20 protein-coding genes and 3 pseudogenes are annotated in these 24459 nt (G+C 70.5%); 8 read left to right on the top strand and 15 right to left on the bottom strand.

Going from position 1 to position 24459, the window contains the following annotated elements; genetic code table 11:
- Positions 1–28: 28 nt before the first annotated feature.
- From ACFYWM_RS29845 to ACFYWM_RS29880, 8 genes are all read right to left on the bottom strand, one after another.
- Positions 29–952: an aldo/keto reductase gene (locus ACFYWM_RS29845; RefSeq protein WP_389920166.1), complete on the bottom strand. Its 924-nt coding sequence runs from the start codon at positions 950–952 to the stop codon at positions 29–31.
- A gap of 156 nt (positions 953–1108) precedes the next feature.
- Complete coding sequence (locus tag ACFYWM_RS29850) at positions 1109–2668, bottom strand: wax ester/triacylglycerol synthase family O-acyltransferase (protein ID WP_389920169.1); 1560 nt, start codon at positions 2666–2668, stop codon at positions 1109–1111.
- Between the two features lie 329 nt (positions 2669–2997).
- Entirely contained in the window at positions 2998–4683 is a 1686-nt protein-coding gene (gene polX, locus ACFYWM_RS29855) for a DNA polymerase/3'-5' exonuclease PolX (RefSeq protein WP_389920172.1), read from the bottom strand.
- Positions 4684–4769: 86 nt separating this feature from the next.
- Complete coding sequence (locus ACFYWM_RS29860; RefSeq protein WP_389920175.1) at positions 4770–5465, bottom strand: cupin domain-containing protein; 696 nt, start codon at positions 5463–5465, stop codon at positions 4770–4772.
- A 100-nt stretch (positions 5466–5565) separates the two neighbouring features.
- Entirely contained in the window at positions 5566–6405 is an 840-nt protein-coding gene (locus tag ACFYWM_RS29865) for a PmoA family protein (protein ID WP_389920177.1), read from the bottom strand.
- A gap of 54 nt (positions 6406–6459) precedes the next feature.
- Complete coding sequence (locus ACFYWM_RS29870; protein ID WP_389920179.1) at positions 6460–7491, bottom strand: Gfo/Idh/MocA family protein; 1032 nt, start codon at positions 7489–7491, stop codon at positions 6460–6462.
- A gap of 184 nt (positions 7492–7675) precedes the next feature.
- The gene (locus ACFYWM_RS29875; protein ID WP_389920182.1) at positions 7676–8971 is read right to left on the bottom strand and encodes a glycoside hydrolase; all 1296 of its coding nucleotides are present in this window, start codon (positions 8969–8971) and stop codon (positions 7676–7678) included.
- A 318-nt stretch (positions 8972–9289) separates the two neighbouring features.
- On the bottom strand, positions 9290–10300 hold the full coding sequence (locus ACFYWM_RS29880) for a LacI family DNA-binding transcriptional regulator (protein WP_389920185.1): 1011 nt from the start codon (positions 10298–10300) through the stop codon (positions 9290–9292).
- A gap of 175 nt (positions 10301–10475) precedes the next feature.
- Between ACFYWM_RS29880 and ACFYWM_RS29885 the strand changes: the two genes are divergently transcribed.
- From ACFYWM_RS29885 to ACFYWM_RS29910, 6 genes and pseudogenes are all read left to right on the top strand, one after another.
- A complete protein-coding gene (locus tag ACFYWM_RS29885) occupies positions 10476–11774 on the top strand; it encodes an extracellular solute-binding protein (protein WP_389920188.1) in 1299 nt (432 codons plus the stop codon).
- Positions 11775–11782: 8 nt separating this feature from the next.
- A complete protein-coding gene (locus ACFYWM_RS29890; protein WP_389920190.1) occupies positions 11783–12775 on the top strand; it encodes a carbohydrate ABC transporter permease in 993 nt (330 codons plus the stop codon).
- Positions 12772–13596 carry a carbohydrate ABC transporter permease gene (locus tag ACFYWM_RS29895; protein ID WP_389920193.1) on the top strand — a complete coding sequence of 275 codons (825 nt, stop codon included), beginning with the start codon at positions 12772–12774 and terminating at the stop codon, positions 13594–13596. The genes ACFYWM_RS29890 and ACFYWM_RS29895 overlap by 4 nt, the downstream gene beginning before the upstream one ends.
- A gap of 33 nt (positions 13597–13629) precedes the next feature.
- Positions 13630–15003, top strand: coding sequence for a glycoside hydrolase family 5 protein (locus ACFYWM_RS29900; protein ID WP_389920196.1), 1374 nt, complete (start codon positions 13630–13632; stop codon positions 15001–15003).
- A 136-nt stretch (positions 15004–15139) separates the two neighbouring features.
- Positions 15140–18187, top strand: a complete 3048-nt coding sequence (locus ACFYWM_RS29905) for an endo-1,4-beta-xylanase (RefSeq protein WP_389920199.1) — start codon at positions 15140–15142, stop codon at positions 18185–18187.
- A 274-nt stretch (positions 18188–18461) separates the two neighbouring features.
- Positions 18462–18680, top strand: a pseudogene (locus ACFYWM_RS29910) (family 43 glycosylhydrolase); the annotation flags it as partial.
- A gap of 45 nt (positions 18681–18725) precedes the next feature.
- Here ACFYWM_RS29910 and ACFYWM_RS29915 read toward each other — a convergent pair.
- The 4 genes and pseudogenes from ACFYWM_RS29915 to ACFYWM_RS29930 all read right to left on the bottom strand — a co-directional run.
- Positions 18726–18968: pseudogene (locus tag ACFYWM_RS29915) on the bottom strand (integrase core domain-containing protein); the annotation flags it as partial.
- Between the two features lie 22 nt (positions 18969–18990).
- Positions 18991–19743 (bottom strand): annotated as a pseudogene (locus tag ACFYWM_RS29920) (IS256 family transposase); the annotation flags it as partial.
- Between the two features lie 182 nt (positions 19744–19925).
- On the bottom strand, positions 19926–20531 hold the full coding sequence (locus ACFYWM_RS29925; RefSeq protein ID WP_389920201.1) for a TetR/AcrR family transcriptional regulator: 606 nt from the start codon (positions 20529–20531) through the stop codon (positions 19926–19928).
- A 9-nt stretch (positions 20532–20540) separates the two neighbouring features.
- Entirely contained in the window at positions 20541–21461 is a 921-nt protein-coding gene (locus tag ACFYWM_RS29930) for an alpha/beta fold hydrolase (protein ID WP_389920204.1), read from the bottom strand.
- 412 nt (positions 21462–21873) lie between these two features.
- On the opposite strand from ACFYWM_RS29930, the gene ACFYWM_RS29935 reads away from it, so the two are divergent.
- Positions 21874–22125, top strand: a complete 252-nt coding sequence (locus tag ACFYWM_RS29935) for a type II toxin-antitoxin system Phd/YefM family antitoxin (RefSeq protein WP_089207040.1) — start codon at positions 21874–21876, stop codon at positions 22123–22125.
- Complete coding sequence (locus ACFYWM_RS29940; RefSeq protein ID WP_389920207.1) at positions 22125–22547, top strand: type II toxin-antitoxin system VapC family toxin; 423 nt, start codon at positions 22125–22127, stop codon at positions 22545–22547. The genes ACFYWM_RS29935 and ACFYWM_RS29940 overlap by 1 nt, the downstream gene beginning before the upstream one ends.
- Positions 22548–22574: 27 nt before the next feature.
- On the opposite strand, the gene ACFYWM_RS29945 is transcribed toward ACFYWM_RS29940, so the two are convergent.
- From ACFYWM_RS29945 to ACFYWM_RS29955, 3 genes are all read right to left on the bottom strand, one after another.
- A complete protein-coding gene (locus ACFYWM_RS29945; protein WP_389920210.1) occupies positions 22575–22901 on the bottom strand; it encodes a hypothetical protein in 327 nt (108 codons plus the stop codon).
- A 153-nt stretch (positions 22902–23054) separates the two neighbouring features.
- Entirely contained in the window at positions 23055–23711 is a 657-nt protein-coding gene (locus tag ACFYWM_RS29950) for an acyl-homoserine-lactone synthase (RefSeq protein ID WP_389920213.1), read from the bottom strand.
- Between the two features lie 108 nt (positions 23712–23819).
- Positions 23820–24404, bottom strand: coding sequence for an HD family hydrolase (locus ACFYWM_RS29955; protein ID WP_389920216.1), 585 nt, complete (start codon positions 24402–24404; stop codon positions 23820–23822).
- Positions 24405–24459: the final 55 nt, after the last annotated feature.

Below are 24459 nucleotides of genomic sequence, written 5' to 3' on the forward strand. Positions count from 1 at the left end.
AGACCCACGGCCCGCCGGGGCAGGGAGGCTAGCGGGACGCCTCGTCGAGCAGAATCAGCTCCTCCTCCGACAGCGTCAGGTCGGCGACCGCGAGCAGCGGCCGGAGCTGCTCGACGTCGCGTGCGCTGGCGATCGGCGCGGCCACCGTGGGCTGGGCGGCCAGCCAGGCGAGCGCGACGGTGGCCGGGGCGGCGTCGTGGGCGGCGGCCACCTTGTCCAGGGCCTCCAGCACCCGCGGGCCGCGCTCGGACTTCAGGTAGGCCGACGCCTGTCCCGCGCGCGGGCTGTCGACCGTGACCCCCGGCCGGTACTTGCCGGTCAGGAAGCCGCGGGCCAGGCCGAAGTAGGGGGTGCTGGTCAGCCCGGCCTCGGCCACCACGTCGCGCAGCGGCCCCTCGTAGTCGCGCTCGATGAGGTTGTAGTGCTGCTGCAGCACCCCGTAGCGCGCCAGGCCGGTCTCCTCGGAGATCGCCAGCGCCTCCGCGAGCCGCTCGGCGCTGTAGTTGGAGGCGCCGATGTTGCGGACCTTGCCCTCGGTGATCAGCTCGTCGAACGCGCCGAGGGTCTCCTCCAGCGGGGTGGCCGCGTCGTCGATGTGGGCCCAGTACAGGTCGATGTGGTCCGTACGGAGCCGTCGCAGCGAGTCTTCGGCCGCCGCGCGGATGTTGGCCGCCGACAGCCCGGTGCGGCCGTTCAGCGAACCGACCTTGGTCGCGACCACGATCCGGTCGCGGTTACGGCGGGAGGCCATCCACTCGCCGATCACGGTCTCCGACTCCCCGCCGACGTGCCCGGGAGCCCACTGGGAGTAGACGTCCGCGGTGTCCACGAAGTTTCCGCCCGCCTCCGCGTAGGCGTCCAGGACGGCGAAGGAATTGTCCCGATCGGCGGTCCAGCCGAATACGTTGCCACCGAGGCAGAGCGGGAACAGGTTCAGCTCAGAAAAGCTCATGGGCCAACTCTATTTCTTGACCTGTCGCGTGGTTGAACCGCGCCGGGAACGACGGGATCTCCCAGTCGGGCGCCGTCTTCGCGGACCGCGCCGGGGACGGCGGGGATGCTCAGGCGGGCATCGCTCTCCCGGACCGCGCCGGGGAGGGTGGGCCTCTCAGGCGGGCACCATCTCCCTGGCCGGCGCGGACCGCTCCACCGGGCCGATCCGCGCGGCCGTGGTGGGCTCGGCCTGCTCCACGGGGCCGATCCGCGCGGCCGGGGCCGGGTCGACCTGCTCCATCAGCTCGTCCATGGCCTCCCGCAGGTGGCCCATGAGCCGCCACACGTCGGCCACCCGGTCCGGGCAGGACAGGATGCCGAAGTCGAGCGAGCCGTCGTAGGAGAAGCAGGTGATGTTGACCCCGCCGCTCACGTCGGTCAGCACCGACATGGGGTGGTAGGCGAGCACCCTGGCCCCGCACAGGTACAGCGGGAGCTGTGGCCCCGGCACGTTCGAGACGATCAGGTTGATCGGCGGCAGCACGATCGAGGCCAGCCGGAACACCGCGGAGGTCGCCAGCGCGGTGACGGCCGAGGGCAGCATGGACGACAGCTCGCCCAGCCAGGCCGTGGGGGCCCCGGCGAAGCGCCGCTTGGCGCTGAGCATCGAGCCCGCCATGACGCGCAGCCGCTCGCGGGGGCAGTCGAGGTCGGTCGGGATCGGGGTGACCATGACGGAGATCTGGTTGCCGACCACCTCCCGCGCGCTCGCGGTGCGGACCGCGACCGGGACCGCGGCGATCAGCGGCCGGTCGGGCAGCGCGTCGCGCTCGCGCAGCCACGCGCGCAGCGCCGAGGCGCACAGCGTCATGACCACGTCGTTGACGCTGGCCCCGGCGCTCCTGGCCACCCGCTTGACGTCCGCGAGCGGGATCGACCCGTAGGAGAAGCGCCGCTCGGCGCCGATCGGGCCGTTGAACGGGGTGCGCGGCGCGGTCAGCATGGGCGGCTCCGACGGCTCCGAGGGCTCCGGAGCCCTGCCCGCGATCATCCGGGTGGCGGCGGCCACCTGCCGGGCGCCGGGCAGCGCGGAGGTGAGCGGCATCGTGTCGAGCTCGGTGGCCATGCGGCCCAGGGAGTACAGCGTCCTGGCGGGCTGGAGCACCGTCCTGGCCACGGCCCCGGCGAGCATGCCGGCCAGGCCGGGGGCGGTGGTCCGCGGCTGGTGCGCGGGCCGCTCGACGGCGCGCGGCTCGGGGGTGAGGTCCAGCAGCGCCGCGAGCAGCTCGGCCCCCGACACCCCGTCGATGGCGCAGTGGTGGACCTTGGCGTACAGGGCGACGCGCCCCCCGGTCAGGCCGTGGATGAGGTGCATCTCCCACAGCGGGCGGTCGCGGTCGAGGTGCCGCTCGTGGATCCTGGCCACCTTCTCGGCGAGCTGGGCCTCGTCGCCGGGGCCGGCGAGGGTCACCTCGTGGACGTGGCCGGCGACGTCGAGGTCGGGATCTTCGGTCCAGTACGGCCGGTCGAGGCCGAACGGCACGGTGACCAGGCGCAGCCTCAGCGCCGGGGCCAGGTGCAGCCGCTCGCGCAGCAGCCCGACCAGGCACTCGCGGGTGAGGGCGCCGAGCCTGGAGCAGGCGGGGTCGAGGATGGCCAGGCCCGCGACGTGGGCCGCCGTGGTCGCCGACTCGGCGTGAAGGAACTGCGCGTCGAGCGCGGTCAGCTGGCGCATCGGCCGGGCCTCCTGGCGGAAAATGCGAGAATTCGGAGAACACGTGTTGCCATCATCACGTCGGCACGTTTCCCTCTCGTTTCCTCCGTAGGACCTCCGGCGTCTTTTCGACGTCCTCAGGCGAGGCGCGGAGACCTGTCGATCATCACTTTCCGTAATCTTCCCATTTCACACGGTAGACATGCTTCCAGGGCGAGGCGTCCCGGCGATCTTTTCCGAAGGTGATACCCGTCCGTGGGTGTCCGGTGCCGCCCATCTTACATGTATTTCCTACCAACAAACAGGGTAATATGGGAAGGGGGACACGCCCACGTCTCCCGGACGCCGCCTCAGCGGCCGAGGAAGGCGAGCAGCCGCTCCAGCGGCCAGGTGTTGATCACGTCGTCGACGGTGAGCCAGCCGCGCTGGGCGACGCCGATGCCGAACCGCTGGTTGTCCAGGTGCGGGACCGCGTGGGCGTCGCTGTCGACGGAGAACTTCACGCCGTGGTGGCGCGCCAGCCGCACCAGGTCGGCGGGCAGGTCGGAGCGGTCGGGGAAGGAGTCGATCTCCATCGCGGTGCCGGTGCGGGCCGCGGCGCGGAACACCTCGTCCCAGTCGGCGTCCACCGGCGGGCGGATGCCGATCCTGCGGGTGGTCGGGTGGCCGATGATGTGCACGTGCGGGTTCTCGCACGCGGCGACGAAGCGCCGGGTCATCTCCGCGCGCGACTGGTTGAAGTGCGAGTGGACGCTGGCCACGCACACGTCGAAGCCCTCCAGCACCTCGGCCGGCCAGTCGACCGAGCCGTCGGGGGCGATGTTCAGCTCGCTGCCGTGCAGCAGCCGCATCCCGGGATACCTCTTCTGCAGCTCGCGGACGCGCTCGCGCTGCTCCAGGGCCTTGTCCAGCTTCATCCGGTGCATCGCCAGATCGGGCGCGTGGTCGGTCACCGCGTAGTAGGAGTAGCCGCGGGCCGCGGCGGCGGCGACCATGTCCTCCAGGGAGGCGATGCCGTCGGTCAGGTCGGTGTGGGTGTGCAGGTCGCCCCTGAGGTCCTCGACGGTGACCAGCCTCGGCAGCTCGTGCTTGAGCGCGGCGGCGATCTCGCCGCCGTCCTCGCGCAGGGTCGGCGGGATCCACTCCATGCCGAGCGCGGCGAAGACCTCCTCCTCGGTCGCGGCCGCGATCACCCGGTCGCCGTCGAACAGGCCGTACTCAGACAGCTTCCAGCCCTTCTTCACGATGATCTCCCGCAGGTGCACGGTGTGCTCCTTGGACCCCGTGAAGTACATCATCGCGGCGCCCCACGACTCGGCGGGGACGAGGCGCAGGTCGACCTGGACGCCCTGGGCGGTGCGGATCGAGGTCTTCTTCGCCCCCGAGGCGACGACCTCCGCGACGTAGGGCTGCGCCTTGAAGTCGTCCATCAGCGACTCGGGGCCGACCACGAGGACGTCGATGTCGCCGACGGTGTCCTTCATCCGGCGCAGCGACCCGGCGTAGGCGATCCGCTCGGCGCCGGGCAGCGAGGCGACGACCCGCTCGGCGAGGTCCATCGCCGTGCCGGTGTGCATCCTGGCGCTGTGCTCGGCCAGGTGCTCGACGCCCTTGAGCAGGTTCTCCACGGTCTTGGCGCCGAAGCCCTTGACGCCGTCGAGGCGCCCCTCCCCGATGGCCTCCACCAGGGCCTCGGGGGAGTCGATGCCCAGCTCCTGGAAGAGGAAGACGGCCTTCTTCGGGCCCAGCGAGGCCACCCGGGTCAGCCGGCGCACCCCCTGGGGGACCTTCTCCCGCAGGTCGTCGAGCTGGCGGAAGCTGCCCCGCTCCAGGTATTCCTCGACCTTCTTGGCGATCGCCTCGCCCACCCCGGACACGCTCCGCACCGGCACCGTCGCGATGTCGTCGGGAAAGCCCGCGATCGCCTTGGCCGCCTTCTGGTAGCTGCGGACCCGGAACGCGTCGCCGCCGCTCATGGCGAACAGCTCGGCGTACTCCTCCAGGGCGGCGGCGACGCCGTCGTTAGCTCGTGCCATGGCCCCAGCCTAGAAGATCGCACCGACATTTCCCGGTCCCGGCGTCACGCGACACCGGGCGGCGCGCGCCGCCGCGCCGCCCGGTGTCACGCCCCCCGGGTCTCTTGGGCCCGGTCCCGGTCCGGGAGGTCGCGGGAGTGTGCCGGGTAGGTCATCAGGTGGCCGCACATGCCGTCGCGGGGCACGGCGGGCACCCGGGTGACCGCGGCCTCGCGCAGGTGGGCGAGGTCGCCGCCGCGCAGAGCCTCCAACTGGGCGCCGGTCGCCTCGGCGGCGCGCAGCGGGCCCTCGCGCCAGCGCGACTCGAAGGCGTCCAGGCGGGGGGCGACGATCGCGGCGGCGGCCTCCAGGAAGGCGGCGAAGGCCGGGCGGCCCTCGGTGCGCAGCCGCAGGAACCCCTCCACGGCCAGGTCGCGGCGCTCGCGCGGGTCCGAGCGCGCGGCACGGTCGTAGCGGGCGGGATCGGCGAGGACGTCGGGAGGGAAGGTGAGGACGGCGTCACCGGCCTCGGGCAGGCCGCTGTTCTGCATGAGGACCACGATGCGCAGGCCGCCGCCGTTGACCAGGCGGTGGACCGTGCCGGGGGTGAACCGCACGAGGGAACCGGGGGCCAGCGCCGTCTCCTCGTACCCGCTCCAGGTCAGGGTCTGGACGGCGCCGGAACCGGCCACCACGGTGTACGCCTCGGCGCACAGCGTGTGCAGGTGGGGCGAACCCCCGCGCAGGCCGTCCTCGGTGGGCCAGTCGTAGACGGTCAGGTCGCTCACGCCGGTGCCGAACACGGGTGCTCCTCCCTGTCGAGAATCCCTGTCGCCGGGCGTTTCCACCGGACGCCCCGGCTCGGGGGCGGTCGTACCCCGCCGGGCGTGGCGCGAGACCGGTTCACGCCGGTTCCGGGCACGGGTGCTCCTTGACGTACGCCTCCAGCCGGGGGCGGTCCCACGCGCCGGTGGCCACGACCACCCGGTAGCCCAGGCGCAGCGTCGCGCCAGGCGGCAGGACCAGCTCGCGGTGGAAGGCGATGGACGGGTTGACGGCCGCGAACGGCGTCGTGCGGACGAACCAGACGGCGGGCGGCGCGCTCTGGAACAGCAGCGTGGAGGAGCGGTCCACCTCGTCATGATGGCCGCTGTAGGCCAGCCACGCCGACTCCCGGCCCATCATCTCCGGCCCCTCGCCGCTCTCGGCGACCACCCGCCCGTGCTCGAAGGAGCGGGGCCCGCGCCAGAACAGGCCGCAGTAGCCGGCCATCGGACGGCCGTTGGTGGTGGGGCTGCCGAAGACCAGCTCCCGCCCGCGCACGTTGGTGATCGCGGTGGACAGCTCCAGCGCCCAGGAGTCCTCCAGCACGTCCCGCACCCCGAAGGTCCTCAGCTCGTCCACCCAGTGCTCGCCGCCCTGGGTGTGCCAGGTCAGGCGCTGCACGCCGGGGGAGGGGAACCCCTCGTGCCGCATGGTCCCGTTGTTCGGCAGGTCCACGTACCCGGCGGCCTCGCGGACGTAGCTGCCGCCGCCCCAGAAGTTCTCCCCCGACAGGTCCGAGACGGTCATCTGCAGGCCCCTGTGCCAGCGGTGGTCGTGCGGGCGGAAGGCGCTGACCACGTCTCCGGCCAGGGTCCTGATCGGGTGGAAGTACGGTTTGGGCGACTCGAAGACCGGAGTGTCCGGCAGGTGGACGTAGCGCAGGATCTCGACGCCGCGCTCGGTAAAGGTCAGGTCCATGCGTGTCCGTCCAGGCGGTGGGTCAGGTCCATGCGTGTTCGTTCAGACGGTGGGTCAGGTCCATGCGTGTCCGTCCAGGCGGCGGTAGGCGGGATGGCCGGGGGTGAGGTCGGCGCGGAGCACCGGCCCGCCGGTGAACGCCGACGCGTACAGGCCGGTGATCAGTTCGAGCGCCTGGCGTCCCTCGGAGCCGCTCATGGGGGGTCGCTCGCCGCGCTCGTGGGCGTCCAGCAGCTCCGCCAGCTGCGCCTCGTGCGAGCTCGGCAGGTCCTCGGGCGGGTTCCAGCGCGCCGAGGTGGAGGTCCAGTCGGCGTTGCGGTAGCCGTACAGGTGGCGCAGCTCCACGGTCGCCTCGGTGTAGTCGAAGCGCAGGTAGCTCTCCTCGCGCCGCGACAGCACGCTGTTGACCACCGAGGCCATCGCGCCCGAGGCGAAGCGGACGGCGGCCATCGAGACGTCCTCGGTCTCGATCCGGCGGTCCAGCGTGCCGGTCATCGCGCGGATCTCCGACCAGTCGCCGAGGACCGAGAGCATCAGGTCCATCTGGTGGATGCCGTGCCCCATCGTGGGGCCGCCGCCCTCGGTCTCCCACCGGCCGCGCCAGGGGACGTCGAAGTAGGCGTGGTCGCGGTACCAGGCGGTCACGCAGAGCGCGACGAGCGGGCGGCCCAGCTCGGGGGCGAGGGCGCGCAGGTGCCGCGCGCCGGAGCCGAACCGGTGCTGGGAGACCACCGAGGCGTAGCCGGGTCCCTCGGCCGCCGTGACCAGGTCGTACTCGGCCAGCGACAGGCAGGCGGGTTTCTCGATCCACACCCAGGCACCCGCCTCCAGACAGGTCACCGCCTGGGCGGCGTGCAGGTGCGGCGGGGTGCACAGGTGGACGAGGTCGGGCCGCTCGGCGTCGAGCATCGCCTCCAGGCGGGTGTACGCCGCCGGGATCGCGTGCTCGGCGCAGAACGCCCTCACCCGAGCCTCGTCCACGTCCATGGCCGCCACCACCCGCGCCCGGTGCGCCTGGGCGCGCAGCGCGGGCAGGTGGCAGATCCCCGCGATGCCCCCGGTGCCCACGACCGCCACCCGGATCATCCGGCTCCCCCCGGTGCGAGGGGCTCGGGCGGTCCGGGAGGCCCGGACGGTGCGGGAGGCGCGGAGGGTGCGGGCGGGCTCCCGGCCTCCGGTCGCGGGGAGCACGATGCGCGACCGGAGACCCGGAGACCGCCCGCGGGCGGGTGCCTCACCGCGTCACCACCGTTGTCCGGGGGCGGGCGCGTCACCGCACCACCACCGTCGTCAGGGAGCGCGGGGCGAGGGTGAGGGTCCTGCCGGACCTCAGCCCGGGAAGCGGGGTGGCGGCGAGCGAGTGGTCGCCGTCGGTCAGGTAGGCGGTGGCCCGGCCCGGCCGGGTGGTGATCGAGGTGGTGACGGGGACGGTGGCGGTGTTGAGGATCTCGACGACCTCCGAGCCCCCGGCGTTGCGGAAGGCGGTGACCTTCAGCGCCGGGTCGGCCGAGGCGACGGAGAGCCGGACGGCGCCGGGCCGCACGAAGCGGCTGTAGGCGGCCAGCGCCCACAGCCGCTTGGAGACGCGGTAGGTCGCGGTGGCCTCGTCGATCTGGATGAGCCCCCGGGTGGTGCCGCGCGAGGCGCCGAACCAGAAGACGTACCCGTTCGCCTTGCCCAGGGTGAGCGAGTCGTGGATCTGCTGGGCGACCGCGAAGCCGTCGTAGCCGCTGCCGTCGTCCCACGCCTCGTTCCAGGTGGTCCCGTCGGGCGACCACTCCGACATCCACACGGGCCGGTCGGTGGGCAGCGGGCCGTCCACCGGGCTGACGTAGGGGTGGCCGGCGTGCGTGGCGACCCACCGCCGCGCGACGGGGTCGGCCTCGATGGCCGCGGTGTACTCGCGCTGCTGGGACCAGCCGGCGGCGTCACAGCAGATCACCTTGAGCCCGGTACGGGCCGCGGTGGGGCCGAGCACCTTGACGAACTCGGCGGCCTCGGCGGGGGTGAACCGCATCGAGGCGTAGGAGACGGTGAGGTCGGGCTCGTTGGTGAACCCGATGTCGGTGATCCTGATGCCCTCCTTGGCGTAGAACTTCGCGTACTGGACGAGGTAGTTCGCGTACGCCTGCCGCCACTCGGGGAGCAGCTTCCCGCCGTTGCTGTCGGAGCCGTTGTCCTTCATGTAGCCGGGGGCGCTCCAGGCGTCGGCGTAGAAGCGGTTCACGCCGTAGCGCCTGGCCTCCTTGGCCAGCCAGACCTGGCCGCCGTCTTCGCCGTCCCAGACGTACTTCGGCGGCGCGGCCGGCCCGCCGGGGTCCTCGGGCTGGATGGAGGTCATCAGGTCGTACGGGCTGCCGGCGGGGGAGGAGCCGATGCCCAGACGCAGGATGCTGAGCCCGGCGCCCTTCTCGGGGCTGAGCCACAGGTCGAGGATCTCGCGCTGCTTGGCGGCGGGCAGCGCGCGGACCAGCTCGTTGCGCCGGAACGCCTGCGAGAAGCCGAAGCCGTCGATCCGCTGGAGGACGCCGTGGTGGTCCACCCGGATACGAGGAGCGCTTTCCATGGTTACGGGACTGAATCCGAGGAGGGGGAGGAGAAGAATCGGTGCCAGCAGTGCCCTGTGACGTCGAGACATGCGGAAACCCGCTTTCCGAAAGTTTCACAAGATTGCCGAGACATTTCGTGTCGAGTACCGTAAATGTTTCAGCAGTAGTCGTCAACAGCCGATCGAGGCACCGGGGGCGGCCGGGGGACGACCGGGCGATGCCGCCGGGCGGGTCCGCCCGGCGGGGGCGATCGAACGGTGTCGCCCGGCGGGACGGCCGAAGCCGAAGCCAAAGCCGGGGCCGGGGCCGGGCGGGACGGCGGGGAGGTCGGGCGGTCAGACGGTCAGGCGGGCGGTGCTCTCGCGGACGAGCAGGTCGGTGGCGAGCTCCACCCGCCGGGGCTCGTGCCCGCCGCGGTCGAGGCCGAGCACCATCCGGGTGGCCAGCGCCGCCATCTCCTGGAGCGGCTGGCGCACGGTGGTCAGCGGGGGCCACGCGGAACGTGCCAGAGGCAGGTCGTCGAAGCCCACCACCGACAGGTCGTCGGGAACCCGCAGGCCGCGCTGCCTGGCCGCCTCGAAGACGCCGAACGCCTGCATGTCGCTGCCCGCGAAGATCGCGGTGGGCGGCTCCTCCAGGGACAGCAGGGCGTGGCCGTGGTCGCGGCCCGAGCCGACCAGGAAGTCGCCGTACTTGATGAGCGCGGCGTCCACCGCGATCCCCGCGGTCTCCAGCGCCGCGCGGTAGCCGTCGACGCGGGCCCGGCTGCACAGCATGTCGGCGGGGCCGCCGATCATCCCGATCCTGCGGTGGCCCAGCTCCAGCAGGTGGCGGGTGGCGGCCAGGCCGCCGTTCCAGTTGGTGGCGCCGACCGAGGCGACCCCGGGTGGCGGCTCGCCCTCGGGGTCGACCACCACGAACGGGATGGACCTGGCGGCCAGCTGGCCGTGCTGGTCGGCGCTGATGCGGGAGCCGACCAGGATGGCCCCGTCGGTGCGCCGGGCGGCGATCCGCTCCACCCAGTCCCTGCCGGGGCCCGCGTGGGTGTGCAGGACCGAGACGACCACCCCGGCGTCGACCTCGCGGGCCGCGGTCTCCACGCCGCGTACCAGCTCCATCGCCCAGGGGCTCTCGATCTCAGTGAAGACCAGGTCGACCAGGCCGACCGGGGCGTCGCCCTGGCCGGTCCTGCGCCGGTAGCCGTGCTTGTGCAGCAGGTGCTCGATCCGCTGCCTGGTCTCGGACGCGACCTCGGGCCGCCCGTTGATGACTTTCGAGACCGTGGGCGCGGAGACCCCGGCCTCCTCGGCGATCAGGGCGATCGTCACGCGCGGCTTGCTTGGCATGCGGCGAATACTAACTGAAACCTTTCGGAGACCACTCGGGGAGGTGGCCGTCGCCGTCCGGGATCGCTACCGCGGGGCTATTGACGGGTAACCGGGAATTTACCTATTCTCCGGATCACGAAATATTCGGGGAATAAATGAAACTTTTCAATCAACCTCCCGAAAGGGGATCCCCATGCTGAGTCGGCGAGGCGTGGTGGCTCTGGCGGTGTCCGCCCTGCTTCTCGGAGCCTGCAGCACGAGCGGGGACGGCGGCGCGGCACAGCCCGGCGCGAGCACCGGCTCGGAGAAGGTCACCTTCGAGTTCTGGAACCTGGCGACGGCCGAACCTCTCAAGACGTTCTGGGCCGACCTCATCAAGGAGTACCAGGCGGCCAACCCGAATGTGACGATCAAGAACATCGCCATCGAGAACGACTCCTACAAGCCGAAGCTCGCCACGCTCACCCAGTCGGGGAAGGCGCCCGACCTCTACTCCACCTGGGGTGGCGGCGTCCTGAAGCAGCACATCGAGGCGGGCCTGGTAAAGGATTTGTCGTCGGAGGCGGGCGACGTCATCGGCGGCCTCACCCCGGCGGCCCTGGCCGCCTACCAGTTCGACGGCAAGACCTACGGGCTGCCCACCGACATCGGCATGGTCGGCTTCTGGTACAACAAGGCGCTGTTCAAGAAGGCCGGCATCACCACCCCGCCCGCCACCTGGACCGAGTATCTGGACGCGGTCAAGAAGCTGAAGGCGGACGGGACCACCCCGATCGCCCTGGCGGGCAAGGCCAAGTGGCCCGGCCACTACTACTGGGCCTACCTGGCGATGCGGGTGGCCGGGCTGGACGCGCTCAAGCAGGCCGGCACCACCAACGACTTCACCGGGCCGGACTTCGTCACCGCCGGGCAGAAGCTCAAGGAGCTCGTCGACCTGCAGCCGTTCCAGAAGGGCTTCCTGGGCGCCGACTACGCCACCCCCGACGGGCAGGGCGCGACCATGGGCAACGGCAAGGCCGCCATGGAGCTGATGGGCCAGTGGGCCCCGTCCGTGCAGGCCGACGCCGGCAAGGGGCTCGGCGACGACCTCGGGTTCTTCCCCTTCCCCGCGGTCGAGGGGGGCAAGGGCGCCGCGGGCGACGCGTTCGGCGGCGGCGGCGGCCTGGCCGTGAGCGTCGACGCCCCGCCCGCCGCGCTGGACTTCCTGAAGTTCGCGCTCAAGCCGGAGAACCACAGCAGGGCCGTCAAGGCCGGCGCGGTCCTGCCCGTGCTCAAGACGGGTGAGGAGGCGGCCGTCACCGACCCCCACATCAAGGCGGTCTCCGAGACCCTGGCGGGCGCGAGCGGCTTCCAGCTCTACCTCGACCAGGAGTACCCGCCGGCCGTCGGCCAGGAGGTCAACGACGCCGTGGCCGAGCTGATCGGGGGCACCAAGACGCCGCAGGAGGTCGTCCAGGCTGTCACCGAGACGGCCAAGTCGGAGTCGGAGTAGCCGACCGGATGGAGACGATGACAGGGCCGGGCACACGTCCGGCCCCGCACGCGGGGAAGCCCGCCACGAGGCGGGGGCACGGACGGGGACAGGGCGGCCCGCGCCGGGGACGCGGCTGGGTCACCGCGATCCTGTTCGTGCTCCCCGCGCTGATCCTGTTCACCCTCCTGGTGCTGGTGCCGATCCTGGTGGCCGGCTACACCAGCTTCTACAAGTGGAACGGCATCGGCCCGCCGAGCAACTTCATCGGGCTGGACAACTTCACCCGGCTGTTCCAGAGCGACATCATCCTCGGCGACCTGCGCAACGGCGCCATCCTGATCGCGCTGGGCCTGGCGGTGCAGCTGCCGCTCTCGCTGGGCCTGGCGGTGATGCTGAACCAGCGCATCCGGGGGCGGGCCTTCTACCGGCTGCTGTTCTTCGCGCCGTACATGCTCTCCGAGGCGATCATCGCCGTGCTGTTCTCGCTGGTCCTGTCGCCCGAGGCGGGCCTGGCCAACCAGCTGCTGATCTCCTTCGGGCTGGAGCCCTGGTCGTGGCTGTCGGAACCCGACACCGTGATGTTCTCGCTGTTCCTGGTGATCACCTGGAAGTACTTCGGCTTCCACATGATCATCTACCTGGCCGGCCTGCAGGGCATCCCGAAGGAGCTGGGCGAGGCGGCCAGGATCGACGGCGCCGGCAGCTGGGCCGTCTTCCGCCACGTCACCCTGCCGCTGCTCGGCCCCACCATCCGGATCAGCGTGTTCCTGTCCGTCATCGGCACGATCCAGCTCTTCGACCTGGTCTGGATCCTCACCGGCGGCGGCCCCTCGCACGCCTCGGAGACCATGGCCGTCAGCATGTTCGAGTACGGCTTCAAGCGGTCCCAGATCGGCTACTCCAGCGCGATCAGCATCGTCATGTTCCTGATCAGCCTCGTCTTCGCCCTCGGCTACCAGCGGTTCGTCCTGCGCCGGGACGTGGAGGGGGCCAGCACCACCATGGGAGACCGCCGATGATCGCCCGGCTGCGCACGTACCCGATTCACGCGGTCATCTGGGTGGCGGCCGTCTTCATCGTCATCCCCTTCCTGTACGGGCTGCTCGGCGGTTTCAAGACCTCCGACCAGCTCTCCGTCAACCCGCTGGGCCTGCCCTCCCCGTGGGTCACCGAGAACTACACCGACGTGATCACGACCGGCGCGTTCTGGCGCCAGCTGCTCAACAGCCTGTTCGTCGCGGTGGCGACCACCGTGCTGGTCGTGGGGCTGTCGGCGATGGCCGCCTTCGCCTTCGCCCGGTTCGCCTTCCGGGGCCGGGAGTTCCTGTTCACGCTGTTCGCCGTCGGGCTGATGTTCCCGTTCGCGGTGGCGATCCTGCCCTTGTTCGTCCTGCTGCGCACGTTCGGCCTGCTGGACAACCCGCTGGGGGTGATCCTGCCGCAGGCCGCGTTCGGCCTACCGCTGACCGTGATCATCCTGCGGACGTTCTTCCGGTCCATCCCCAGGGAGGTCGAGGAGGCCGCCATCATCGACGGCTGCACCCCCTTCGGCTTCTTCTGGCGGGTGCTGCTGCCGATAGCAAGGCCCGCCCTGGCCACCGTCTCGGTGCTGGCGGTCGTGGCCAGCTGGAACAACTTCTTCCTGCCGCTGGTGGTCCTCAACGATCCCGGCCTGTGGACCCTGCCGCTCGGCGTGCAGCAGTTCCAGGGGGAGTACATGGCCGACACGGCCAAGATCCTGGCCTACGTCATCGTCTCGATGGTCCCGGCCCTGGCCTTCTACGCCGTCGCCGAGCGCCAGCTCATCAGCGGCCTCACCGCGGGCGCCACCAAGGGCTGACCCGGATTCCACGTCGAAAGAGAGTGAGACACCATGACCCTGAGTGTCGCCGGATCCCGTCTCGTCGATTCGGCCGGCACCCCGGTACGGCTGCGTGGAGTGGGCCTCGGGGGCTGGCTGAACATGGAGAACTTCATCACCGGCTACCCGGCCAACGAGTCCGCGATGCGCGAGGCCGTGCGGGAGGTGCTGGGGGAGGCCCGGGCCGAGCTGTTCTTCGACCGCCTGCTCACCTCGTTCTTCGGCCCGGACGACGCCGCGCTGCTCGCCGGGCTCGGCGCCAACTGCGTGCGCATCCCGGTCAACTACCGCCACCTGGAGTCCGACGAGCGCCCCTTCGAGATCGTCGAGCACGGCTTCCGCCACCTGGACCGGGTGATCGCCCTGCTCGCCGAGCACGGCATCCGCAGCGTCATCGACCTGCACGCCCTGCCCGGCGCGCAGAACCAGCACTGGCACTCCGACAACCCCACCCACGTCGCCGCGTTCTGGCAGCACCGGCACTTCCAGGACCGCGCCGTCCACCTGTGGGAGGCCGTGGCCGACCGCTACCGGGACAACCCCTGGGTGGCCGGGTACAACCCGATCAACGAGCCGGGCGACCGGAGCGGCCGGGTCGTCGGCCCCTTCTACGACCGCCTGGTCAAGGCCGTCCGCGCCGTCGACCCGAAACACGTGCTGTTCCTGGACGGCAACACCTACTCCACCGACTTCTCGATCTTCCGCGAGGTGTACGAGAACACGGTCTTCGTCTGCCACGACTACGCCCTGGCCGGGTTCGCGCACGGCGGCCCCTACCCCGGCCACACCCGCGGCGAGTGGGTGGACCGGGAGCAGCTGGAGCGATCCTTCGAACGACGGACGATCTTCCAGCGGGAGACCGGCACCCCCATCTGGGTCGGCGAGTTCGGGCCCGTCTACACCGGAGACCCGGAGATCGACCGGCAGCGCTACCAGATCCTGCGCGACCAGCTGGAGATCTTCGACTCCTACGAGGCCGGCTGGTCGCTGTGGACCTACAAGGACGTCGGGCTGCAGGGCCTGGTCAGCGCGGGCGAGCCGTACATGAGCCGGTTCGGCGAGTTCATCGCGAAGAAGGGACGGCTGGGCGCCGACCGGTGGGGCTCGACGATGGAGGAGTCGGCGAGCGAGCTGGCCCCGCTGCACCGGCTGATGGAGACCGAGTTCCCGTCCTGGAACCCCTACCCGTGGGGCGCCCGCTACCAGGTCGACGACCTGATCCGGCACATCCTCATCGCGCAGGCGCTGCTTCCGGAGTACGCCGAGCTGCTGCGCGGCTGCTCCGACGAGGAGCTGACCGCCCTGGCCGACTCCTTCGCCCTCGCCCGCTGCGTCCGGCGGCAGCCGCTGCTGGACCTGCTCGCCGAGAACCTGCGCGGCGCCTGACGCGGGCGCCACTCCTACCTGACCGAGGAGCCAAGGAAAGATGCGCACCCCCCGGCCGCTCGCGAGGATCCCGTTCGTGAGGACGTCGCTTGTGAGGACGTCGTTCATGGGAACGCCGCTCATGGGAACGCCGCTCGTGAGGACGCCGCGATCGGCGGTCCTCGCCCTGCTCTCCCTCGCGCTGTCCCTGGTGGCGGGCATGTTGTCGGCGGTCCCCGCCGCACGGGCCGCCACGGTCACCACGGCCGCCACGATCGCCACCTACGACTTCGAGTCCGGCACCCAGGGCTGGGGGCCGCGAGGCTCCGGGGTCTCGGTCGCCACCACCACGACCCCCGTACACGGCGGCGCCGGGGCCCTGCTCACCACCGGCCGTACCGCGACCTGGCACGGCGCGGCCGTCACGCCGCCGTTCGAGAAGGGCGTCACCTACGGGGTGACGGCGTGGGCGCGGGCCGCCGAGGGCAGCCCGTCCTCGACGGTCGCGCTCACCGTGCAGCGCACCCCCGCCGGGGGCGAGGCCGTCTACGAGCGGGTCGCGGCGGCCGTCGTCACCGACGCCGCCTGGGTCCAGCTGTCCGGCGCCTACACCTACGCGGCCGACTCGACCCTGTCCCTGTACGCCGAGAGCTCAGGGGAGAGCGTCGCGTTCCTGCTCGACGACATCGTGGTCACCGCCGACACCGATCCCACCCGCTCCGGCCTGACCAGCGACTTCGAGACCGGCACCGTACAGGAGTGGACCGCGCGCGGCGGCGCGGCCCTCACTGCCGGTGCCGCCTCCGCCCGTACCGGCTCCTACGGCCTGGGCGTCGCGAACCGGCAGGCCTCCTGGGACGGCCCGTCGCGGAACGTCCTGGGCAAAATGGCCAAGGGGGCGAAGTACACCCTGTCGGTGTGGGTGCGCACGGCCGAGGCCCAGAGCCTGGGCCTGTCGGTCGAGCGGCGGCAGGGCGCCACCCCCGCCTACGAGCGGGTGGCCGCGCCCAGGGCCCTGGCCGCGGGGGAGTGGACCGAGCTCGCGGGCACCTACACCCTCGCCCACGACGTGGACTTCCTGAGCGTCTACGTCGAGTCGGCTGAGGGGACGGCGCCCTTCGACGTCGACGACTTCCGGATGGCCTACGTCGAGCCGAAGCCCATCCAGACGGACATCCCCCCGCTGAAGGACACGGTGCCGTTCACCGTCGGCGCGGCCTTCTACCGGGGAGCCACCCTGGGCGAGCACGCCAGGCTCATCACCCGGCACTACGAGAGCGTCACCCCCGGCAACAGCCTCAAGTGGGACGCCACCGAACCGGCCGAGGGCGAGTTCACCTTCGCCGACGGCGACCACCTGGTCGACTGGGCGACCGCCAACGGCCTGGAGTTCCGCGGCCACACCCTCGTCTGGCACAGCCAGACCCCCGCCTGGGTGTTCGAGGGCGCAACCAAGGAGGTCCTGCTGCGGCGGCTGGAGAACCACATCCGCACCGTGATGGGCCGCTACAAGGGCAGGATCGGCACCTGGGACGTGGTCAACGAGGTCGTCGACGAGAACCGGCCCGACGGGCTGCGCCGCTCCCCGTGGTTCGAGATCGCCGGGCTCGACTACATCAGGACCGCCTTCCGGGTCGCCCGTGAGGTGGACCCGGAGGCGACGCTCGTCATCAACGACTACAACACCGAGTTCCCGCGCAAGCGGCAGGCCCTGTACGACCTGGTGCGCAAGCTGCGCGCCGAGGGCGTGCCGATCGACGCGGTCGGCCACCAGCTGCACGTCAACGTCGAGCAGCCGCCCGCCTCGTACATCGAGGACACGATCGAGAAGTTCGCCCGGCTGGGCGTCGACCAGCAGGTCACCGAGCTGGACGTGAGCGTCTACACCGACTTCACGAGCTCCTACGAGACGGTGCCCGCCGAGGTCCTGGCGCTGCAGGGCCACCGGTACAGGGAGATCTTCGACGTCTTCCGCCGCCAGGCCGGGCACCTGTCGTCGGTGACGATCTGGGGCGTCGCCGACGACGCGACCTGGCTGTCGTCCTTCCCGATCACCCGCCTCAACCCGCCGCTGCCCTTCGACGACGAGCTCCAGGCCAAGCCCGCGTACTGGGGCATCGCCGACCCGGCCAGGCTGCCCCCGGTCAGCCGCCGCCTGAACGCGCCCGCGGGCACGGTCACGGTGGACGGCAGGCGGGACGAGCAGTGGGACCTGCTGCCCGACGCGCCCGTCGCCAGGACCGGCCACCTGTCGGCGTCCTGGCAGGCGCGCACCACCTCCACCGGCCTGTACGTGCTGGCCGAGGTCACCGACGCCACGGACAACAGGACCGACACCGTCACGTTCACCGTCGGCGGCACCCCGTACCGGATCCAGCGGGACGGCACCCTGTCCCGGATCCAGGGGGACGGAACTTCGGACCGGATCCAGCGGGACGGAGCTCTGGACCGGATCCAGCGGGGCGGCACGCACGCCCACGGCTTCAGGGCGCACACCAGGAGAACCGCCACCGGCTACCGGGTCGAGGCGCTGCTCCCGTCCGGCACGGCGACCGGCGTCCGGGTCGCCGTGGCGGACGCGGCCGGGACGGAGACCGTCTGGACGGGCGAGCTCGTCCCCGTCCCGGCGATCAGGACGACCACCGCGCCCAAGGGCACCCCCGTGGTGGACGGCGTCATGGACGCCGCCTGGAGCAGGGTCCCGGAGGTCACCACCGGCACCCGGATCCAGGGCACCTCCGGGGCGACCGCCAGGGTGAGGGCGATGTGGAAGGCGGGCACCCTCCACGTCCTGGCCCGCGTCACCGACCCCGTCCTCAGCGAGGAGTCGCCGAACGCCTGGGAACAGGACTCCGTCGAGATCTTCGTGGACCCGGAGAACAACAAGACCAGGGGCTACGACGATGACGACGGCCAGTACCGGATCAGCTTCACCGGCAGGAAGACCGTCGGCGGCACCTTCGACGCCTTCGCCGTCAAGGACAACCTGACCGGCGCGGCCACCCTCGTCCCCGGAGGCTACGTGGTCGAGGCGGCGATCCGGCTGCCCACCGTGACACTGGCGCAGGACGCCCTGCTCGGCTTCGACGTCCAGGTCAACGACGCCACGGGCACCGCCCGCACGGCCGCCGCGACCTGGAACGACCCGACCGGGCGGAGCTACGTCGACACGTCCAGGTGGGGGGTGCTCCGGCTCGCCAGGTAGCCAAGACCACCGGACCGCCGGGCCCGTCCCCCTCCTGAGACGGGACCCGGCCTCGGGGGGTGCCGGGCTCGGCCTTAAGGGGGGTGGGCCCGGCACTTCCCTCCGGAAATCCACGGCCGGAGGATCACCCGTGCCGAGGAACCAGGGCGGATCCCTCACACGCCCGTCTCAACCTGCCTCCGAGAAGGGCCGGCGAGGATTCCCTCGTACGCGGACCTGGCTCCTTAGCGGCAGGAGCCCTCGAAGAAAGACCAGGCCAGACCAAGGGAGTCTCGTGTACACCAATCCCGTCATCCCCGGTTTCCACCCCGACCCCTCGGTGTGCCGGGTGGGCGCGGACCACTATCTCGTCACCTCGTCCTTCGAGTGGTTCCCCGGGGTCCCGATCTTCCACAGCCGCGACCTCGTGCACTGGCGGCAGCTCGGCCACGTCCTGGACCGGCCGTCCCAGCTCGTCCTGGACGGCGTACGGCCGTCCGGCGGCATCTACGCCCTGAGGGGCCACGGTGATTCCGGACAGTCGTCTTATGGGCGTAGCCTAGGCGGCTGTTTGGGTGGAAAGGGACTCGTTGAGTACTTCCAAAGGCGGCCGGTAGCCGAGCGCCGAGTGCAGGCGCCGGCGGTTGTAGAACCCTTCGATGTAGCGGATGACCTGCCGTCTTGCCGTAGCCCGAGTGGTGAAGACGAAGCGGTGCAGCCATTCGTTCTTGAGCACGCTGAAGAACGACTCGGCCATCGCGTTGTCGTAGCAGACCCCGGTGCGGCCGACGGAGCGGCGGATGTCCAGACCGGTCAGGAAACGGCCGAACTCCTCGCTGATGGGTTGAGTGCACCAGCACGTGCAGCCAGAACTTCGCGCCCTCTCCGCCATCGCCGGCCCATAGGCCGAGGATGTCGCGCTCGCCGTCGACGGTGACCGCCAATGCCACGTAGATGGGCCGGTTGGCGACCTGACCATCGCGGATCTTGACATGGATGGCATCGATGAAGATCACCGGATAGACGGCATCGAGCGGCCGGTTCTGCCACTCAGCCATGCTCTCCAGCACCTTGTCGGTGATGGTGGAGATGGTCTGCTTGGAGACTTCCGCGCCATAGACCTCGGCCAGGTGCGCGGAGATCTCCCCGGTGGTCAGCCCCTTGGCCGACAGGGAGATGATCATCTCATCAACGCCCGACAGCCGCCGTTGGCGCTTGCGCACGATCTTTGGCTCGAAGCTAGCGTCTCGATCCCGCGGCACAGTGATCTCCACCGGGCCGACATCGGTCAACACCGTCTTGGATCGGGCGCCATTGCGGGAGTTGCCTGCTCCGCGACCGGCGGGATCGTGCTTGTCGTAGCCGAGATGGTCGGTGATCTCACCTTCCAGCGCCGACTCCAGCACCAGCTTGGTCAGCCGGCCCAGCAGCCCGTTCTCACCCACCAACTCCAAGCCCTCGGAACGGGCCTGGTCAACCAGCCGGCCGACCAGCTCTCGATCCGACGCCTCGTCTTTCCGCGTCACCGCGGCTTCCTCCAGGTCCGTATCTGCGGATGCCTGAATCACAGTGCTCATCAGGTGTATCCCCTTGATCAGGAGTTACACCGAAAACCGTACAATCCCCAAGGGCCAGCCGAGCTGCCGCGTGATCGCCCTTCGGGCGAGCGGGCCCCTGCCCACAGAACCCGGGGTGCCGCCAACGAACGTGCCGCCAGCCCCAAACGAGCAGAATTTTCCCTGATCAGAGGTACCGTGGATCAAGAGATCGCCGGTCCGAACAGGCGGTCCAGGTGGTAGTCGATGATTTTGGTGGCGGCCTCGTGGCTACGCTGTTGACTGAGGACGCTGGAGGTCAGGCCGTTGGCGAGAGCCAGAAGGCTGGCGACTTCGGTACGCGGGTCACGATCGGGGGCGATGTCCCCGGCCTGCTGTGCGGCGGTCAACCGTACGGTGAGGAAGTTTTCCAGTGCGTTGGGCAGGGTGAGCCCGACCGCAGCGAGCGCCGGGTCGGTGAGGGCGGCGGTGTAGTAGGCGGTCCAGGCCATAGAGTCCAGTGTGCTCTGCTCATCGAAGGGCAGGATCGTGCCGAGGACGGCGGCGAAAACGCCTCGTGATGTCAGCTCGCCCATGGCGGCGGCCCGCTGCTTCACCCGGCGGTCCATGCGGGCACCCAGCTCGGTGAGGCCGGACTCAAGCAGGGCCTGCTTGTTCGTGAAGTAGTACTGGACGACGCGCAGTGAGACGCTGGCCTCGGCGGCGATCTCACGCATCGACACCGCCTGCAGGCCGCGGGTGCTGGCGATGCGCAGCAGCGCCTCGGTCAACTGGCGCCGCCGCTCATCATGATCCACCTGTCGGGGCATGCCCGTTTCCTACCTGTTGTTCGTGCCGTGCTTCGGAGGTGTGCTCCCGGGCCGCGCCTGGCTGGGAAAGGTGAGGATCCGCTCGGCGACCAGGTCCGGAGCTTCGACGGGCAGCGAATGTCCGGTGCCGGGCACGATCTCCACCCGCCAGGACGGCGCGATGTCGGCCAGCCGCGCGGCCAGCGCCCGCGCGTCGAGCAGTGCGCTGCGGGCGCCCAGCAGCACCTGCACGGGCACTGACACCTCGCGTATCTGCTCGTCGGTGTAGGCGGGCGGGATGGGCACACGCCGGCGGAAGGACCAGCCGGCCCGCATCAGCTCCACCAGCCCATCCTCGTGCAGCAGCCCGTTGTCCACTACGTCGGCCATGCGGTGTCGCAGCGTACGAGGAAGCGTGGAGGCGATGGCGCCGGCGAGGGCCCAGCGGATGAACCGCCTGGGCAACGGCGCGAAGCCGCCCGGGTCCACCAGCGTCAGTGCCGCGACCCGGCCGCCCCCGCCGAGTTGCTGTTCCACCGCTGCCCAGCCGCCGGCGGAGAAACCCGCCAGGTGCGCGCGCTCGGCTCCAACCGCGGCCAGTACGTCGGTGACCCAGCCGCCGACCTCGGCACCGGTCGCGAGCGGTCGCCTCTGGACCGAGCGGCCCGGCTCGCCGATCGGGTCGACGACAAGGACCGGGCGCGTGCGCGCCAGCGGCTCGATGTAGCGGTACCAGGCCAGCGCGTTCCCGCCCGCACCGGCCAGGAGGACCACGGGATCCCCTTCGGCGGGCCCGGCCCGGTGGATCCGCACGGTGCCGGCGCGGGTCTCCACGTCGATGGCGTCCACCGGCACCGGCCACAGCTCGCCGAGCACCCGGTCATAGACGGCGTAGTACTTGTCACGGGCAGAGTCGCTGGTGAAGGCGGACGGTCGGTCAGGCATGCGCATGGTGGCCTCATCTCCCGAATGGATACAGTCGTATCCTAACAATGCGCGGGGCCGACTGCCGCAGTGGAGTGCGGGCCAATCGCTCGACCGGATCGACCGCGAAGGAGCCATCCGGCTCAAACTGTCAGTTCCGGATTGATCTGGCCGCTGTTCATGACCCGGCGCTCAACGCCATCCACGCCGACGTACGTCGCCTCGAAACCGTTCGACCACATCCAGTGAACACGCCGCTCCCCCGATCATCATCCTGGCCACATCTCCCCGAACTGGCCACCTACTTGGCCACATCACCGCGGAATCGGCCAGATCAACGGCGACCTGACAAATCAGCATCGACCGAGCGCCGCCTGTCGCTGTATGTGATCTCGTATTGCTCTATCCTGAGTCTAGACAGTCTAGACAGGGGGTTTTCATGGGCGGGTGGCAGGTTCAGGAGGCGAAGCAGCGCTTCAGCGAGGTCGTCCGGCGGGCGGTGAGTGAGGGGCCCCAGGTGGTCACCCGGCACGGGGAGGAGGTGGCCGTGGTCATCGACATCGCCGAGTACCGCCGCCTCAGGGGTGAGACTCCCGACTTCGGGCGGTTCCTTCTCGCTGCCCCCGACTGGGACGACGACATCGAGTTCCCCCGGAACCGGGACCTTCCCCGAGAGGTGGATTTCGACTGATGGGCATCGGCTACCTGCTCGACACGAACGTGGTCTCCGAAGTACGCAAGCGAAACGGGAACTCGCACGTCAAGGACTGGATAGGCGGTGCTCATGGGCCCACGCTCTACCTCAGCAGTCTGACGGTCGGTGAGATCCGCTGCGGGGTCGAGCGCCGCCGACGCAGCGATCCCGCGCAGGCGACGATTCTGGAACGCTGGCTCCACGGGCTTCACCGGCAGTTCAGCGACCGCATTGTTCCCGTCACCCCTGAGGTCGCGGAGGAGTGGGGACGTCTGAACGCCGTCCGCCCGCTCCCTACGGCAGACGGTTTGATCGCCGCGACGGCCAGGGTGAACGGATGGCCCCTGGTCAGCAGGAACGTCAAGGACTTCGAGGGGACGGGTGTGTCCGTGGTCAACCCCTTCGATCTGCTGCACTGACGAAAGAACGCGTGGTCTGACGAGTGATCACGCCCTGGTGTAGCGGTGTTTGGCGCCGGGCGGGAAGTACTCGGGGTCACCCGCCTCACGGAGACGGATGACCGGGGGCTGTTTCGTCGCGGGGACGTAGTTGGCGAACTCGCTGTTGAGGCGGCGCAGCTGGGTCAGGATCGAGAGCCCGATGCGCTCAGCGGCCTCTTCGGAGCCGCGCGGGCCGGGCGCCAGCTCGACGGTGACCGTCAGCCGGCGGTCGCGTTCGGCGTCCTCGGTCACCTCCAGCACGAACTTGCCGGTCACCAGGGTGTTGACCTCGGGCTGCTCCAGGCCGATCGCGATGTTCTCCGGCGAGTACATCGCGCTGTGTGAGGGCGACAGAACATGACTCCGAGGGCGTGTGCCAGGGGAGTACGCCCTCGGCCGCCGGTCGAATGCCTGAAAGGCATTGCGCGCATCCTTCAAAGCCTTGGACGTATCGGCTGTGGTGCCTACGGCACTCCGTGTCGCCTCTCAGTCCCGAGCGGCAGCACAACCGCCATGACAGCCGGTCTTCATTTCCGGAGCAGGGGGCGCGTTCTCCAGGAAATCCCTGGTCGATGTGATGTAGGCGGAGCAGAGAAGCCTGCCGAGGCGCGCCGCTCTGCCGTCGCCCAGTCGCCGGGTGGGAACGCCCATCGCGTTCACGCTGCGCTCCAGGGCCACGCCCGAGACCGCCACCACCGCTTCGCCGTGCTGATCGACCCAGCGGAACGCCTCCCAGAGCAGCGCGCGGGCGAGGGGGCCAAGACCCGCCGCCACGGTACGGGACCTGCTCCGGCCGGTGGCCAGGCGGCTCAGCTCCCAGACGGCCGGGTCACGAGGAGCGGCGCCACCGCGCAACGTCTCGGGAAAGACCTCGGGGAGCATGTAACGGCCGTCGGTGGGCAGCAGCCGGCAGCACCCCGTGACCTCCTGGCAGTTCACCCGATAGGTGATCACGTAGACCGGATCGCAGCCGTCGTAGAGATCGCGTTCCCTGCCGTGAACGCTGTCGACGTCCCAGCGCAGGCGCTTGTAGAACACTTCGTGACGCAGGCGGAACATACCGTCGAGCAGCCACGCCGGCAGTTCGCCCGCGCGGCCGACGACGATTCGCTGGGCGCACGACTTCGGTGGCGGATCACCCACGAGAACTCCCAGGAGATGACCGGCTTTCCCGCCGGTCGCTTTTCTCCCTGTTCGTGGCATCTCGCTGTTCGGATTGGCCGGGTCGGCGCTCGCCGGTCTCGCTCGGGGTCAGGTGTCCCGGTTCTCGCCGAAGAGGCGGGTCACCCATTCCAGCGAGCCCGTGCCGAGCGCCTCGTCGGCGAGGCGTTTGGCGGTGGGTGTCTTCAGTGCCGCGAGTGAGCTGTCGATCCACGGTTGCATGTTCTGGTGTCCCTGCTCGCGGTACTCGATGGCCTGGATCAGGCATTCCAGCTTGTCCGCGTCACGGGCGCAGACGGCTTCCAGGGTGGCCTTCTCCTCGTACTCGCCGACCGCGCCGCTCACCATCTCCGCCACCGGCCCGGGGAGCCCGCGCACCTGGTCGGCGGTGACGTCCTCGTTGGGAGGCGCGGTGAGATAGCGCTTGGCGAGGTGGTGGATGTCGGTGATCCGGGTCTCCTGGGTGTCGTGGAACAGGCTCATGAACGCCGCACGCTCCGGGTTTCCGCCCTCCAGCGCGGTGATCACGCTCGCGATGATCGCCGTACGGAAGGAGTGGTCGGCGATGCTCTCCGGATCCCGTACGCCCGCGACCAGCCAGCCCGTGCGCCTGTACCGCTTGAGCAGCCCCATCTCGTACAGCAGGCCGGTCAGCCTTGCCAGTTCCTCCGCCACGGAAGTCCCCTCTCACCCTGGGTGGATCATGCGCAGAGCCTAGAGAATCACGCGG

It is taken from the genome of Streptosporangium sp. NPDC002721 (genome assembly GCF_042888905.1).
Lineage (GTDB): Bacteria > Actinomycetota > Actinomycetes > Streptosporangiales > Streptosporangiaceae > Streptosporangium.